Source organism: Pseudomonas sp. UMAB-40, assembly GCF_900095275.1.
Lineage (GTDB): Bacteria > Pseudomonadota > Gammaproteobacteria > Pseudomonadales > Pseudomonadaceae > Aquipseudomonas > Aquipseudomonas mandelii_B.
Genome location: NZ_LT607552.1, coordinates 190423 through 205460, shown reverse-complemented (window position 1 = coordinate 205460; position 15038 = coordinate 190423). Strand labels below are relative to the sequence as shown.

General features: G+C 57.8%; 16 protein-coding genes. 13 read left to right on the top strand and 3 right to left on the bottom strand.

What is annotated here, in order from left to right; all coding sequences use genetic code 11:
• Window positions 1-47: 47 nt before the first annotated feature.
• Complete coding sequence (locus K0F88_RS03645) at window positions 48-956, top strand: LysR substrate-binding domain-containing protein (protein WP_094467377.1); 909 nt, start codon at window positions 48-50, stop codon at window positions 954-956.
• The gene (locus K0F88_RS03640; protein ID WP_219094035.1) at window positions 953-1312 is read left to right on the top strand and encodes an MmcQ/YjbR family DNA-binding protein; all 360 of its coding nucleotides are present in this window, start codon (window positions 953-955) and stop codon (window positions 1310-1312) included. The genes K0F88_RS03645 and K0F88_RS03640 overlap by 4 nt, the downstream gene beginning before the upstream one ends.
• Here the strand turns inward: K0F88_RS03640 and K0F88_RS03635 are convergent.
• Together K0F88_RS03635 and K0F88_RS03630 are read right to left on the bottom strand one after the other, a co-directional pair.
• Window positions 1309-1740 (bottom strand): DUF1294 domain-containing protein, encoded by a 432-nt coding sequence (locus tag K0F88_RS03635; protein ID WP_094467375.1) that lies wholly within the window; start codon window positions 1738-1740, stop codon window positions 1309-1311. The genes K0F88_RS03640 and K0F88_RS03635 overlap by 4 nt on opposite strands.
• Entirely contained in the window at window positions 1737-2567 is an 831-nt protein-coding gene (locus tag K0F88_RS03630) for an undecaprenyl-diphosphate phosphatase (protein WP_219094033.1), read from the bottom strand. Before K0F88_RS03630 ends, K0F88_RS03635 begins: the two co-directional genes overlap by 4 nt.
• Window positions 2568-2856: 289 nt before the next feature.
• Here K0F88_RS03630 and K0F88_RS03625 point away from each other — a divergent pair, with 289 nt between their 5' ends.
• The 9 genes from K0F88_RS03625 (at window position 2857) to K0F88_RS03585 (ending at window position 11452) form a co-directional block, all read left to right on the top strand.
• Entirely contained in the window at window positions 2857-4491 is a 1635-nt protein-coding gene (locus K0F88_RS03625; protein WP_219094031.1) for a methyl-accepting chemotaxis protein, read from the top strand.
• Between the two features lie 198 nt (window positions 4492-4689).
• Window positions 4690-5253 carry a nicotinamide riboside transporter PnuC gene (gene pnuC / locus K0F88_RS03620; RefSeq protein ID WP_219094029.1) on the top strand — a complete coding sequence of 188 codons (564 nt, stop codon included), beginning with the start codon at window positions 4690-4692 and terminating at the stop codon, window positions 5251-5253.
• Complete coding sequence (locus K0F88_RS03615; protein WP_219094277.1) at window positions 5250-5774, top strand: AAA family ATPase; 525 nt, start codon at window positions 5250-5252, stop codon at window positions 5772-5774. The genes pnuC and K0F88_RS03615 overlap by 4 nt, the downstream gene beginning before the upstream one ends.
• Window positions 5775-6105: 331 nt before the next feature.
• Window positions 6106-6543, top strand: a complete 438-nt coding sequence (locus tag K0F88_RS03610; RefSeq protein ID WP_094467371.1) for a hypothetical protein — start codon at window positions 6106-6108, stop codon at window positions 6541-6543.
• 1 nt (window position 6544) lies between these two features.
• The gene (locus K0F88_RS03605; protein ID WP_094467370.1) at window positions 6545-7117 is read left to right on the top strand and encodes an adhesin; all 573 of its coding nucleotides are present in this window, start codon (window positions 6545-6547) and stop codon (window positions 7115-7117) included.
• 52 nt (window positions 7118-7169) lie between these two features.
• On the top strand, window positions 7170-8597 hold the full coding sequence (locus K0F88_RS03600; protein ID WP_094467369.1) for a heme utilization protein: 1428 nt from the start codon (window positions 7170-7172) through the stop codon (window positions 8595-8597).
• 61 nt (window positions 8598-8658) lie between these two features.
• Window positions 8659-9339 (top strand): C39 family peptidase, encoded by a 681-nt coding sequence (locus tag K0F88_RS03595; RefSeq protein WP_094467368.1) that lies wholly within the window; start codon window positions 8659-8661, stop codon window positions 9337-9339.
• A gap of 33 nt (window positions 9340-9372) precedes the next feature.
• Window positions 9373-10125, top strand: coding sequence for a hypothetical protein (locus tag K0F88_RS03590; RefSeq protein WP_094467367.1), 753 nt, complete (start codon window positions 9373-9375; stop codon window positions 10123-10125).
• A 46-nt stretch (window positions 10126-10171) separates the two neighbouring features.
• A complete protein-coding gene (locus K0F88_RS03585; RefSeq protein ID WP_219094027.1) occupies window positions 10172-11452 on the top strand; it encodes a hypothetical protein in 1281 nt (426 codons plus the stop codon).
• A gap of 72 nt (window positions 11453-11524) precedes the next feature.
• Here K0F88_RS03585 and K0F88_RS03580 read toward each other — a convergent pair whose 3' ends face one another.
• Window positions 11525-12850: a sigma-54 dependent transcriptional regulator gene (locus K0F88_RS03580; protein ID WP_219094025.1), complete on the bottom strand. Its 1326-nt coding sequence runs from the start codon at window positions 12848-12850 to the stop codon at window positions 11525-11527.
• Window positions 12851-13192: 342 nt separating this feature from the next.
• Between K0F88_RS03580 and K0F88_RS03575 the strand changes: the two genes are divergently transcribed.
• Together K0F88_RS03575 and K0F88_RS03570 are read left to right on the top strand one after the other, a co-directional pair.
• Complete coding sequence (locus K0F88_RS03575) at window positions 13193-13459, top strand: hypothetical protein (RefSeq protein WP_094467364.1); 267 nt, start codon at window positions 13193-13195, stop codon at window positions 13457-13459.
• Window positions 13460-13725: 266 nt separating this feature from the next.
• Complete coding sequence (locus K0F88_RS03570; RefSeq protein WP_094467363.1) at window positions 13726-15015, top strand: hypothetical protein; 1290 nt, start codon at window positions 13726-13728, stop codon at window positions 15013-15015.
• Window positions 15016-15038 lie beyond the last annotated feature (23 nt).

The following is a 15038-nucleotide window of genomic DNA, read 5'->3' as shown; positions in this document are numbered from 1 at the left end:
AACAATGCGATAGTTCGTCCCACTGATAGAACAATCGGATTTCAATCATGCAAGACCTCAACGACCTCTACTATTTTGCCAAGGTGGTCGAAGCCGGCGGATTCGCCGCAGCCGGGCGTTTGCTGGGGATTCCCAAGTCCCGGTTGTCGCGACGCATTGCCGAGCTGGAAGAACGCCTCGGCGCACGGTTGCTGCAACGTACCACCCGACAGCTGAAGTTGACGGCGGTGGGCGAACGTTACCTGCGGCACTGTCAGGCGATGCTGCTGGAAGCCGAAATGGCCGATGAAGCCGTGGCCAGTATGTCCAGCGAACCCAGGGGACGCCTGCGGGTGTCGTGCCCCGTCGGCCTGGCCCACGAAATGCTGCCGACGGTGATCAGCCGATTCCTCGAAAAGCACCCCCAGGTGCAACTGGAAGTCATGCTGCTCAATCGCCGGGTCGACCTGGTGACCGAAGGCGTCGATGTCGCGCTGCGGGTCCGTGAGTTGGGCGATGAAGATCCGCTGCTGGTGACCCGCCGCTTGCGCCAGGCACAGATGGCGATGGTCGCCAGCCCGGCCTTCCTGCACGGACGTGAGATCAACCACCCCGAAGACCTGAAAACCTTGCCGGTGCTCGGCGCGCTGGAAGCCGACCGCATGGTGCACATTCGCATGCTCGATCAGCAGGGTAAAAGCTTCGACTTGAGCCTGGAAGCACGATTGGGCATCGACGATTTCATCGTGCGCAAGGCCTGCACACTCGCTGGCCAGGGGTTCACGATGCTGCCGATGATGTATTGCGAACAGGAACTGGAAAATGGCTCGCTGGTGCAGTTGCTGCCCGACTGGTCATTGCCTGGCGGCTGGCTGCAAGCGGTCTACCCTCATCGGCGCGGGGTGATGCCGGCCGTGCGCGCCTGGATCGACCATTTGATCGAATCATTCAATGCCTGTGGGGACCGATTGATATGAAGGCTGGACGTATGAGCGAAGAGGACGTCGCGCAATTCTGCCTCGCGCTGCCCGGTGCGCGGGAAGACTATAAATGGGGAGGTGTACGGGTGTTTTCGATTGCGGGGAACAAGATGTTCGCCTTGCAGAACCTGCGCGGCGATTCCCTGGCCTTCAAGGTCGACAAGGATCTGTTCCTGGGGCATTGCGACCGTCCGGGCATTCACCCGGCGCCGTATCTGGCGCGGGCCCAGTGGATCATCATGCAAACACCCTACCCGCTGGGTGCCGAGGAGCTGCAGGAATTGTTGAAACGCTCGCACCAGTTGGTGGTGAGCAAGCTGCCCAAGCGTACCCAGGTCAGCTTGCAGCTTTAGAGCAATGCAAACAAATGAGCGCCGAGGAACAACTGGTCGATCCAGAACACCTGGTGCATCAGCACAATGAGCCAGAACACCAGTTGAAACGAGACCTTGCGGGTCTTGTGCCGAAACACCTGCTGAGCCAGCAAGGCACCCGGCCAGCCGCCCGCCAGTTCCACCGCGTGCAACACGTTTTCCGGGGTGCGCCAGCTGTCGGCGCGCGCCTTGCGCTTATCGCTCCAGTACAGAAAGAACGCCAGCACACTGACGATGCCATAGGCCGCCAGCGGAATCAGCGAAACTCCGTGCAGCCACAGCGACACCGAGCCCGTCAGCGGCAGCGCGCACAGAATCGCCAACACCAGCAGTTTCAACCGTGGATGCTGGACCCGCTCGCCCCCGGACCTGCGTCCGGGGTTGTTGCGCGCGCTGGCGTCACTCATGGCGTGACCGCGGTCCAGTCGACCCAGCCAAACTGCCAGGTGGCCAGGATCACCAGGCCAAACGCGATGCGATACCAGGCGAATGCCGCGTAGCTGTGACTACCGATGAACACCAGCAAGGCCCTGACGGCAATCATCGCAAAGACGAATGCGGTGACAAAACCGATCGCGAATACCGGGAAGTCAGACGGCACGAACAGGTCGCGGTACTTGTAGCCCGAGTACACCGCTGCCGCGACCATGGTCGGCATCGCCAGGAAAAACGAGAACTCCGTGGCAGTCTTGCGCGACAACCCGAACAGCAAGCCGCCAATGATGGTCGAGCCGGAACGCGAGGTCCCGGGAATCATGGCCAGGCACTGGGCAAAGCCGACTTTCAGGGCGTCTTTCCAGGTTATTTCGTCGACGGTGTGAGCGTGCACTTCGTGCTGGCGCCGTTCCGCCCAGAGCATGACGACACCGCCCACGACCAATGCCGTGGCCACAGTGATCGGGTTGAACAGGTAGTGGTGAATCAGATCGGAAAAAATCACCCCCAGCACCACGGCCGGCATGAAAGCGATCAGCAGGTTCGCGGTAAAGCGTCGAGCGCTCGGCTGAGACCGCAAGCCTGTGACCACATCGAAGATCTTGCGGCGAAACTCCCACACCACTGCCAGGATCGCCCCCAGCTGGATAATGATGTTGAAAGCGATGGCCCGTTCGCCACCGAAGTTGAGCAAGTCAGCCACAATGATCTGGTGACCGGTACTGGAAATGGGCAAAAACTCCGTCAGCCCCTCTACAACCCCAAGAATCAATGCCTGAAAGGCGGTCCAAAGATCCATCAATCCCCCAAAGGCGATGCGCCAAGGCATGCCCCGTTAGTTTTTTAGTCGTTCACTGCGCCAAGCGTAGCCGAAGTCCTGCGCACAAAGGATCCAGACGAAACCGTAAAAATTCCGTGAAAAATCAACTTGGATTCAGGTTTTTCCGCGCGGGGCCGAAATCCTATCAGACAAGCCCTGATAACGCTGCTGCGTAATGAGACTTGGGTCGCATATGCCCGACCGGCAAAGCGTGGTTGGATGCTGGCAATCGTTTATTACAAGAAGAAGAAATCGGAGTGACAGCGTTATGAACAGCTTGCGCAGTGTGTCGATCAGCCGACGCTTGTGGCTCATCTTGATTGTTTCGGTGGTGATGTTATTGACCTTGGGCGTGTTGATGCTCAAGCAGATCCATAGCGACCTGTACCAGGCAAAAGCCCAGAAAACCCAGCACGTGGTGCAGACCGCCAGCGGCATTCTGACCTACTACCACGGCCTGGAAACCGCCGGCACGCTTACCCGCGATGCCGCGCAGAAGCAGGCACTGACCGCTGTGCGCGGACTGCGCTATGACCAGAACGACTATTTCTGGATCAACGACTTGACGCCGGTGATGGTGATGCACCCGGCCAACCCCAAACTCGATGGGCAAAACCTCTCGGCAATCCGCGACCCGGACGGTTTTGCGCTGTTCAACGAAATGGTGGCCGTCGCCAAGGCCAAGGGCGCCGGCACGGTCAACTACCGCTGGCCTAAACCGGGCGCCAGCGACCCGGTCGGGAAAACCTCCTACGTCAAATTGTTCGAGCCTTGGGGCTGGGTGATCGGCTCGGGCGTGTACATCGACGACATGCAGGCCGAGTTCTACGGCCAAGTCTGGAAGGCTTCGTTCGTCGGCCTGGTGATTGCGCTGATCATGGCGTTGCTGGTGATCATGATCGCTCGCAGCATCGTGCGCCCGCTTCAGGATACGGTGAACGCCATGGCCAATATCGCCAGCGGTGAAAGCGACCTGACCCGCAGCCTCGACACCCGTGGCCAGGATGAAGTCACGCAGCTGGCACGGCACTTCAATGCCTTTACTGCCAAACTGCGAGGGGTGATCAGCGAGCTGCAGGTGTCCGCCAGCGCCCTGGGCCAGTCGTCCAGCGAGCTGGGCAACGATGCCGCCCAGGCCCAGCAACGCAGTCAACAACAGTCTCAGCAGATGGAGTTGGTGGCGACCGCGATCAACGAAGTGACTTACGGTGTGCAGGACGTGGCCAAGAATGCCGAGCATGCGGCCAGCGAAATGCGCGATGCCGAATCCCAGGCGCAGCAGGGGCAGATCAACATTGACGGCAGCCTGCAGCAGATCGACAAACTGTCCGGCACCATCGATCAAGCCGTGGAAGTGATTCGCACCCTGGCCGCTGAAAGCACCCAGATTGGCAGTGTCCTGGAGGTGATCCGCTCCATCGCCGAGCAAACCAACCTGCTGGCGCTCAACGCGGCCATCGAGGCTGCCCGCGCCGGAGAGCAAGGCCGAGGCTTTGCGGTGGTGGCCGATGAAGTGCGCCTGTTGGCCCAGCGCACCCAGAAGTCCACGGCGGAGATCCAGTCGATGATCGAACGCCTGCAGACTCACTCCGAAGCGGCGGTGAAAGTGATCGGCGACAGCAGCCGAGCTTCGCAACTGACCATCGAACAGGCCGGTCTGGCCGGTGCCAGCCTGAATGCAATCGGCCAGGCGCTGCGCAACCTCAACGGGCTGAATGCATCGATCGCCAGCGCGACTCTGCAGCAAGCCCATGTGGTGGAAGACATCAATCAGAACGTCACCCAGGCCGCGGGGTTGTCCCACAGCACTGCGCTGGCGGCGGAGCAGTCGAGTGTGGCCAGTGTGCGACTCAAGGATTTGAGCGAGCAGTTGAACGGCCTGCTCAAACAGTTCCGCGTTTAGGTCATAACACACCCCCTGTGGGAGCGAGCTTGCTCGGGATAGCGGACTGGCAGTTAACTTTAATGTGACTGACCTGCCGCCATCGCGAGCAAGCTCGCCCCCACAGGTTTTGCGTTTTAACTGACGGTGTCGGGCAAGCTCGCGCATCACAATCTAGGTACAATCCGCCCCCTCTTTCGTCTTCCCCAAGGAACCTCCATGTCCGGGCTTGAACTGTTTGCCGCCACCCTCGGCGTGATTGCCGTCTGGTTGACGGTCAAACAGAACCCCTGGTGCTGGCCGATCGGTCTGATCATGGTGTTGCTCTACAGCTGGATCTTTTTTGAAGTGAAGCTGTATTCGGACATGCTCCTGCAAGTGATCTACGCCGCGTTGCAGCTCTACGGCTGGTGGCAATGGACCCACGCGGGTGAGGCAAATACCGGTCGGCAGGTCAGCCGGCTTGATGCCAAATCGATCGCCATTGGCCTTGCGGCCGGCGCCATCGGCAGTCTGCTGCTGGGCGCCGCCATGGCGCACTGGACAGATGCCGCGCAGCCCTGGCTTGACGCCGCGCTGACCGGGTTCAGCCTGGTGGCGCAACTATGGATGGCGCAAAAGCGCGTGCAATGCTGGCCGTTGTGGATCGCCGTTGATGTAATTTTCGTTGGGCTGTTCCTTTATAAAGGCATGTACCTGACCGCTGCCCTCTATGCGCTGTTCCTGTTGCTGGCTGTGCAAGGCTGGCGCGAATGGCGCGCCGACCCGGCCTTGCGCGCATGAAAGTGCTGGTGCTCGCGGGCCCGGAATCCAGCGGTAAAAGCTGGCTTTCGGGTGAGATTCACGCCAATTTTGGCGGCATATTAGTCAATGAGTACGTTCGGCACTTTATCGAAAGCGAAGCCCGTGAAACCCGCTACGATGACATTACCTCGATAGCTCATGGCCAGCTTATGTGGGAGGACGAAGCACGCGCCAGGCAACCGTCACTGCTGATCCTCGATACGCACCTCTTAAGCAATATCCTTTGGAGTCGCACGTTGTTTGGCGATTGCCCGGTATGGATCGAGCAAGCATTGCTGGCCCGGCGCTACGACCTGCATTTGCTGCTGAGCCCTGAAACCGTGGCTTGGCATGACGATGGGCAACGTTGCCAGCCGCAACTGGCAGAACGCCAGGCGTTTTTCCAGGCCAGCCATGAATGGCTTGACCTGCACCGCCAACCTTGTCAGGTACTGCAAGGTGACTGGCAGCAGCGCAAGGACGCGGCATTCGAGGCGGTGACGCGCTTGCTCAACGCCTGACCGGAGCGCCCCTCGACGCCGCACCTGTCCATTCCTGAAACACTCATTCCTGCGCAAACCCGCGATCTAAAGCGGGCCGAGCGTTCCCGCAAGAAAATGTTAAGCCACTGATACAACCTGCCTTCAATGCCCCCAGCGTGCACCGCCGCCCGCATGGACTGCGTTTTTGCGCAGCTCTGTCTCAGTGGCGTTACACAATTTTTTTGACCCCCCCGACAATTTAATTCAACCAACTGTTTTTTAAGGAAAAACAGAAAGCGGCACACCTTCTGCTCTCTACCTCGCAACGCTGATAAGGGCCAGCGTTCCAATTACAGAAGGAATTGCCGCCGTGGGGAAATTTGATAGAAGTATCTTTAGCCTCCTGTTGTTCGGATGCGCACTGGGCTTAACAGTTTGCCTGCCCGTACAGGCTGACAACGGCATCATAACGATCAAACGTGATGTCCAGACCCGCAACGCAACCATTCCGCCGGTAATCCCCGACCCTAACCCCACGACCGTCAATGCCAACCCGTCGAGACAAATCCTCCAGCAAACGAACGAGTTGAGCGACGGCGACTTTGCCAACGTCGCCAGTGGTGCAGGCATCAACCGCCTGGTCACTCAAAACACCAACAATCTGGGCGGCAACATCAGCAACCAGAGCCAACTTTCCAACCTCCCTGCCGGACGTTCGGGAAATTCGGGCAACGGGATTGCCAACATGGTCAATTCAAACGTCCAGCAGGGCCTGGGTGCTCTGAAAATCATAACGGGAGACCGTTAAGATGAATCGTTCGCTGCTAATGATCGCCATGTTTTGCAGTGCATCGACCTTTGCCCAACCTCCCGTCATCAATAACGCCGACATTGACGGTTCGGGCATGCAGTACCAAGGCAACCTCACGGTTAACCAGGCGGCGGGCGATTTTCAGCAACAGGCCAACGCCCGGGCCATCGCCATTGGTACCAACGCCAGTGCGACCACTCAGATTCGCCAGCGTTTGCGCACCCAAGTCGACCCCAGAATTGATGCCCAGTCCAACATACAGGGCGACTCCTTCAGTCACGGCAACGGCGTACTGGGTGTCAACCAGAGTGCGGGCGCCAGTAACCAGCAAGCCAACGCACTGCGTATCAGCATCAGTGCTCAGCCGCAAAGTATCGACGACAGCGTCCTCATGCAACAGAACGTGGCGCTGCTCAACAACTCCGATCCAACTGACTCTGCACCAGGCTATCGCCAGGTCACTACCAGTGACCAGGCATTCACCGGTAGCCGTGGGGTGATCCAGTTGAATCAGAGCGCCGGGGTGGGAAACAGAATGGCAAACACCCTAAGCGTAAGGGTCGCGGATTGACCCGAAAAGGTAAGAAACAACACTTAACCTAAAATAAGTACGGAGAATCACCATGAAACCTTCGATGGCAATCAAGCCTCTGGTTTTCGCAATTGCTGCGGTCATGGCTGTTGCTGTACAAGCTGGGCAGCGTGACGACCACCATAATGGCCATAACAATGGCCATAATAACAACGGTCAACACACCCCTCCTCCAACAAAGATCCCTGTTTATGCGACTGCCAATGCTTGGGACAACCAAAGCAGCACTGGCAACCGTATCCGTAACGAAGGGACTGTCAACGATGCAAGTATGAGCAGCTCTGCCACAGGCACTAGCGGCAACGTCGGTGTCAACGTGGCAGCAGGCAGCGGCAACCAACAAGACAACGCGGCCGCTATCGCAAACGCTGCAGCTGCAGCCACCGATAACAGCTTCGTGTTCGGCACTGCCTCTGCCACCGCTAGCGTTCGGCAATACAGCAACAATAACCGTGTCGACAACTACGGTGTCACAAACACTGGCGCGATGAGTGGATCGGGCAATAACGGCAGCGGCAATATGGGGATCAACATTGCCGGCGGCGACCTGAACCAACAGAAAAACACCATGGCTATTGCCAATACCAATGCTCCACTCGGTAATGCAACAGCCACCGCCTCTGCCGATCAACAAGGTCCTGGCCTGGTTGTGAATAACAGCGCCGATCGGACTTATCGCGTGGATACCATCACCGTTACCAATACGGCGAGCGGCAGCTTCTCCAAAGATAAGTCGTTTGACGCGAGCGGCAGTCAAAGCGCTTCTTCTAGCTGGGATAAGAGCGGTTCCAAAAGCTATGACGCCAGCGGTTCAAAAAGCGTTGATATAAGCGGTTCTCACAGCAGTAATGCGAGCGGTTCCAACAGCAGCAATGCCAGCGGTTCCAACAGCAGCAGTGCAAGCGGTTCTTCGAGCGCTTCTTTGAGTGCTTCCTTGAACGCTACGTTGGACGCTACTGCGGCGGCTTCCAACTCCTCTACCGTCAATAACGGCTGGGGCGACCGCACTCGCAGCAGTTCTTCCGACGCATCGTTTAACGCATCGCTCGACGCAACGCTTGATGCATCGATAGACAAATCGTATGACAAATCGCACGAATCCTCGTACGACAAGTCGCGCGATTCCTCGTACGACAGATCTCGCGATTCGTCGTTCGAAAAATCGTACGACAAGTCGTATACGAAGTCGTCTGACTCCTCGTACGAAAAATCGGGCAGTCAATCGTCCGAGTCTGAGTACGCTAAAGCGAAAAGCTACAGTGAAAGCAGCTCTTATGATTTGAGCAACACCTACTCCTATCAAGTGCTGACTCCAACTGGCTGGGCTAACCCTGTGACCAACACTGCAACCCTGACCGGTTCGGTGAATGGCGGCAGTGGCAACCTGGGCGTCAACGTGGCTGCTGGTGTGGGCAACCAACAAAGCAACTCGCTGGCCATTTCCAACAACTCGTTCTAATGCTGTCTCTGGAGGCCCCCTTACGGGGGCCTTTTTCAACACCACCAGAGGGCGTCCAATCATGCGTATTCTCGCCTTGGCATTTTTGCTTTGCGTGGCCACTGTGATCGAGGCAGCACAAATGCCGCTGTCCATCCTGCCGGGCGGCGCCTTGGTGTACAAGCCGATCCAGAGCGTTCGCGAGAGAAAATTTGCCGATCTGGTACAACAGAAAACCGACTTCAGTTGCGGCGCAGCTGCGCTGGCAACCATCTTGCGCCAGGCCTATTGGCTGGACGTGAATGAAGAACAGATCATCGAAGGCATGCTGGCACACTCCGATCAAGATCTTGTCCGTGTCCAGGGCTTCTCCATGCTCGACATGAAGCGTTACGTGGAGAGCATCGGCATGCGAGCCCGTGGCTATCGGGTAGCACCGGAAACGTTGAGTGAAATCAGAATCCCGGTAGTGGTCCTCATGGATATCCGTGGCTACAAACACTTTGTGGTCATGCAAAGGGTCCATCAGGGCTGGGTCTATATCGGAGATCCGGTACTCGGTCATAAACGCTACAAAGTCGACGACTTTATAAAAGGCTGGAACGGCATCGTCTTTGCCATCATTGGCCAGGGCTACGACAAAACCAATGCGTTACTCGACCCGCCCATGCCGCTGACCGCCAGGAACCGCGTCAACGCCTTCAGCCCGGTGCAAGACGCAGAGTTGATGGATTTTGGATTCATCCAAAGCGACTTCTTCTAATAACAAGGGAGCACGACGCTCCGGGAGCATCCCATGAAGACTCCAATCTGGCTGGCCGTGGTCTGCCTGGCCGCCAGCCTGCCGACACAAGCGCAGACGTTCAAACCCATTGAACTGAAGGATCAGGAGTTGGCAACCCTGCGTGGCCGCTATGTCATGCCGGGACGGATCATCAGTTTCGGCATTGCCATGACCAGCACTTGGCAAAATGCCAATGGTGAAGTGATCGGGGCAACTTCCTCGATGCAAATTCAACAATCGACTATCAAGCCGCAGTTCTATGTATCGATGATCGATGAAAAAGGTAATGGCTCAACGCGCTCGCAAGGTACGAGCACGGGCACCGGTACCGTCACTGGCGGCAGCGGCCTCAATACCACCGAAGGCGTCACTCAAGTCGTGCGGGCCGCCGGTGACAACAATACGGCCTACAACAACGTTGATATCAACGTCACAAAGGCCAACCAGGCGCCAGCAACGCAACAACAGGGACAGGCACTGACCTCAGGCTCGACGTTGGTCGGCAACAATGGCGCGGGCTCGCTTAGCGTTTCTTCGACCGGTTCGGGTGTGCAATTCAACATCGTGGCCAACAACAACCAGGGCAGTACCGTACAACGCCTGGCCCAGGGTGGGCTGATGCAGAACACGACGTTGCTCGGCAGTAGCAACCAGGTCCGCAACCTCACGTCCTTCAATGTCGTGTTGCGTGACAACGTGCCGACAGCGGGATCAGTGAGCGGCAATCTGGACCAACTCAAAGGTCTTCGCACTATCGGATTCTGATCTACGCTCAGTCTCATCAGATGTAGTCAGAAGGGACGGCTAACCCATGCAACGATCTTTAACGTTCAGAGCTTTGGTCTGTTTGAGTAGCCTGGCCCCGGCCTCAATGCTATACGCGGCACCGGATCCCCAGGTCGAAATCCTAAAACAAGAACTCATGGAGTTGAAACAGCGTTACGAAGCACAGCAGAACGCGTTGATGGTACTCGAGCAACGCGTTCGTCAAGTCGAAGAAGCACCTGCGACACCGGCTCCCAAACGCCTGACCAAATCCCCCGCCGAACCCGCCAGGGGTGGCCAGGCGGTAGCCGCCGGTGCGCCCGGAACCACCGGAAGCTCATACGGCCAATCGCTCAAGGACGATTCGGAGCCTGCGCAAAGCGTTTCCAACCTGTATGACGAAGCCAGCGGCTTCTTCGGGGGCGGCAAGTTCAGCGTCGAAACCGGCCTGACCTACACGCACTACGATACCCGCGCCTTAACGCTCAACGGATTCCTTGCACTGGACTCGATTTTTCTCGGTAACATCAACCTCGACCGCATCAAGGCCGACAACTGGACCCTGGACCTGACCGCCCGTTACAACGTGGCACAGCGCTGGCAGTTCGACATCAACGTCCCCGTTGTCTATCGCGAATCGACGTATTCCTCCGGTGGCGCTGGTGGCGCAGGCCCGGTGACGTCTGACGCAACCGTTACTCGCGACCCAACCATCGGCGATGTGAACGTTGGCGTGGCCTACAAGTTTCTGGATGAGTCGGCCAACCTGCCCGACGCGGTCGCTACTCTGCGCGTCAAGGCACCGACCGGCAAGGACCCCTACGGCATCAAGCTGGTCGAAGATCCGAACAACGACAACCTCGCGGTACCCGAGGACTTGCCTACCGGTAATGGTGTCTGGTCGATCACCCCGGGTCTTTCGCTGGTCAAGACCTTCGACCCTGCCGTGCTGTTCGGCAGCTTGTCCTACACCTACAACCTGCAGGACTCTTTCAGCGACATCAGCCCTCAGGTCGGTTCCAAGGTGAAAGGGGACGTGAAGCTGGGCGATTCATGGCAGGTCGGCGCCGGTATTGCCTTCGCCTTGAACGAGAAGATGAGTATGTCGTTCTCATTCACCGATCAGTTCGCCCGCAAGAGCAAGATCAGGCCGGACGGTGGTGATTGGCAGTCGATTTCCAACAGTGATTACAACTCGGCCAACTTCAACATCGGCATGACCCTGGCCGCCTCCGATAACCTGACGATCGTTCCCAACCTGGCCATCGGCCTGACCGACGACTCGCCAGACTTCTCCTTCAGCCTGAAATTCCCCTACTACTTCTGATCCACAACAACAAAGCCCCGCTGCGACTTCAATCCCAGCGGGGCTTTTGTGTGTGGAGCATTAAATCTGCCTCTAACGGATCTGATGTTTGTGCAGCAAACGGTAGAAGGTCGGCCTGGATATCCCCAGCACTTTGGCGGCAATGCTCAAATTATCGCTGTGACGGTTGAGTACATCGCACAAGGCTTGGCGTTCAGCGCGGGTCTTGTAGTCTTCGAGCGTGCCCATCGGCGCAGGAATGACGTGCTGGCTGATCAGCCCAAGGTCTCGCGCTTCGATCTGCCTGCCTTCAGCCAGTACCAGCCCACGACGTACCCGGTTGGCCAGCTCGCGAACATTGCCCGGCCAGTCATGCTTGCCCATGGCAATCAAGGCATCGTCGCTGAAGCTGCGAGGGCGGCGGCCGGTTTCATGGCTGTAGAAGTGGGAAAAATGGTTGGCCAACATCGATAAGTCACCATGGCGCTCACGCAGTGGCGCGGTGACGACTTGCAATACGTTAAGGCGGTAGTACAAATCCTCACGAAAGCTTTTTTTCTCGACTGCCGCTTCAAGATCGACGTGAGTGGCCGCCAACACCCGCACGTCCACCGGTATCGGCTGGCTGCCGCCGACATGCTCGATGTGTTTTTCCTGCAGGAAACGCAGTAGATTGGCTTGCAACTCCAGTGGCAGGTCACCGATCTCATCGAGAAACAGTGTGCCGCCATTCGCCGCTTCGATTCGACCGACCTTGCGTTGGTGGGCGCCGGTAAAGGCGCCTTTCTCGTGGCCGAACAGTTCGGACTGGATCAAGTGTTCGGGAATTGCCCCGCAATTGATCGCCACGAACGGTTTGCTGTGACGCTGGGATTGTCGATGGAGCGTGCGGGCGACCAGTTCTTTACCGGTACCGCTTTCACCACGAATCAATACCGGAGACTCCGTGGGCGCCAGCTTGCTCAGTAATTTGCGCAGCTCGCGTATCGGCTTGCTGTCGCCAAGCAGCTCGTGCTCAGGCTGATCGATATGAATCGTGCCCTGCCCACGCAGGCGCGCCATGCCGAACGCCCGGCCCAGCGTGACTTGCACCCGGGAGACGTCAAACGGCAAGGTATGAAAGTCAAAAAACCATTCGCACACAAAATCCCCGACATTTTGCAGGCGCAGGACTTCCTGGTTGAGCACGGCGATCCATTCGGTACCGCTGCGGCTGATCAGTTCTTTGACGGCTTCCGGGCGTTCCAGATGAAAAGGTTGTAATCGCAGGAGGCCAACGTCGCACGTCCGGTCGCCGGCGTTTTCCAGGGAACAGCTGTCAACATCCCAGCCCACAGAGCGAAGACCCGGCAACAGACGATGGCAGTCGTCACAGGGATCCACTACTAACAGACGTCGTAACGCAGGCGTTTCGATCATGACTGTTCCTTGACGCCAAACTTTAGGAAATATTATTAAAAACAGTCGTTTGGCGGATCTGGCTGTAACATTAGCAAGAATTTGACGCACCCTTGTACCTTTTGACTATAGGGACGTTGCATTATTAGTTATAAGAACGAGTTTGTTAGTTACCTAACGAGTTCAACCTTTCATTCAGCTTTCAGCAATCGTCCCTGCATTGAGTATATGAAAGAAAGTTGAAATTTCTTTTGATTGTGTGTGACCTGACCCCCGGTTGAGGGCATCAGTACAAGTAACCAGCCGAACGGTAAGCCCAACCGACGGCCTGTCACTTGATTGGGCATATAGAGAGAAGATCCCATGACCGCCCCGCTCCGTATCAACGAAGCTCTTTTGATTGCCGACCGCGCATTCCAACCTTTTCAATGCGTGGCCTGGGCCCCACAAGACGGCAATGGCGAACTCAGCCTGACCATCATCGACCGCACCAATACCCATATCCGCCGTGCACAGATTCCGTGCAGTGCCTACAAAGACCCGGCGCAACTTGAACTTCTGTTGGAGCAAGCTCGCGCCGAATTGAGCGAGGAAGGTTACACGCTGCAATCGTGGTCGATGCCGCACTAAGAACGCTGGCGGATGACTTAAGTGTCATCCGCCTGTCTTTTAGCGGACTCCTTCGGTAGTCACTGCGCCCCCCCTTCCAACTTGCCCGCCACGAATTACTTGGCAGGCTTTTCAGTGGTTCGAAAAGACACTGTTCTGGCACAAAGCGACCCTCCATCTGTTAGTTGTGACAGTTGTGCAATCGAGCGTTCAAGGATTGAATGTTTTGCACACGCAGTTGTCCTCCCGGCCCCCGGGTTCCGGTCAGCTCGCAAGGAGATGCGCGCATGCCCAACCAGACTGCTTTTGCCCAGCCTGCAGTTCAGTACACGACAGGGCACCTCGATAAAAGCTTCGCCTCCAATGGTAAAACCCAGGTGTATTTCGCCGGCAGTACGTCGAGCATCGCCAACGGCGTGGCGATCGATTCGAGCGGTCGCGTACTGGTGGCAGCCAAAGTCGGCACTCGAGGCGGCCATTGCTTTGGCCTGGCTCGCTTGCTTGAAGACGGCTCGGCAGACCTGGCATTCGGCGCTCATGGCAGCGTCATCGGGCAATTTCAGCGCGGCCATGAGGCCATGGCGGGTAAAGTCCTCGCATTGGCCGACGGGAACATCCTGGTCGCCGGCCTGCACTATGAAGACGCTCACCGGACGCTGCCGGCCTTGGCGCTGTTCGACGCGCAAGGTCACCCGGTCAGGGACTTTGGCGACAATGGATGCTGCGTCATACGCCTGCCGGGGAATCTGTCCCAGGGCGTGCGCGACGCCTGGCTTCCTCCCGGCGTACCGGGGGCCGAAGCTTGCGACGTCCAGGTACAGGCTGACGGCCGAATCCTGCTGCTGGCCAATCACCCTTTCGAACTGGCCGATCATGTGGGCCTGCTGATTCGCCTCACCGACACTGGCGAACTCGATACCTCCTTCAACGGCCGCGGCTTTGTCGTGGTCAGGCATTTGCTGATGAACTCCTGGCTCAGCAGCCTGATGGTGCAGCGGGACGGTCGGATCATGGTGGGCGGATCGATCAATTTCCCCGAAGAAGGCTTGCTGGCGCGCTACCTCCCCGACGGCAGCCTGGATGATCACTTCGCCGTGGATGGTTTCATGACTTTCAGTGTCCAAGGGCACAGCGCTCAGGTCAGCCAGATCGTCCAGCAGGACAATGGCGATTTGCATTGTTTTGGCAGCAGTCGCGACCCGATGCATTGCCTGGCGCTGACACTGCACTGCAACGGTCGCCCGAACACTCATTGCAACAGCGGCCAGCCACACCTGCTGAAGATCGGGCGCAGCGGCTGCCAGTGGAACGCCGCCCAACTCCAACCGGACGGTCGCGTGCTGGCGGTTGGCGCCACGATTGGCGGCGTCGAAGCCGACTTTCTGCTGGCCCGGTATTTACCCGGCGGACAACTCGATCCTGGTTTTGCCGAGGGCACTTGCTGGGTTCGCACCCGTCTGGGCCGCAGCCTGGACACCGCCACGTCAGTGGCCGTTCAGGCGGATGGAGGCATCGTCGTAGGCGGTTATTCGCTGGACGGCAACTACCGCGCGGTTGTGGTGCGCTATCTCGGTTAAGCCAACGACTTTTCCCACACTTG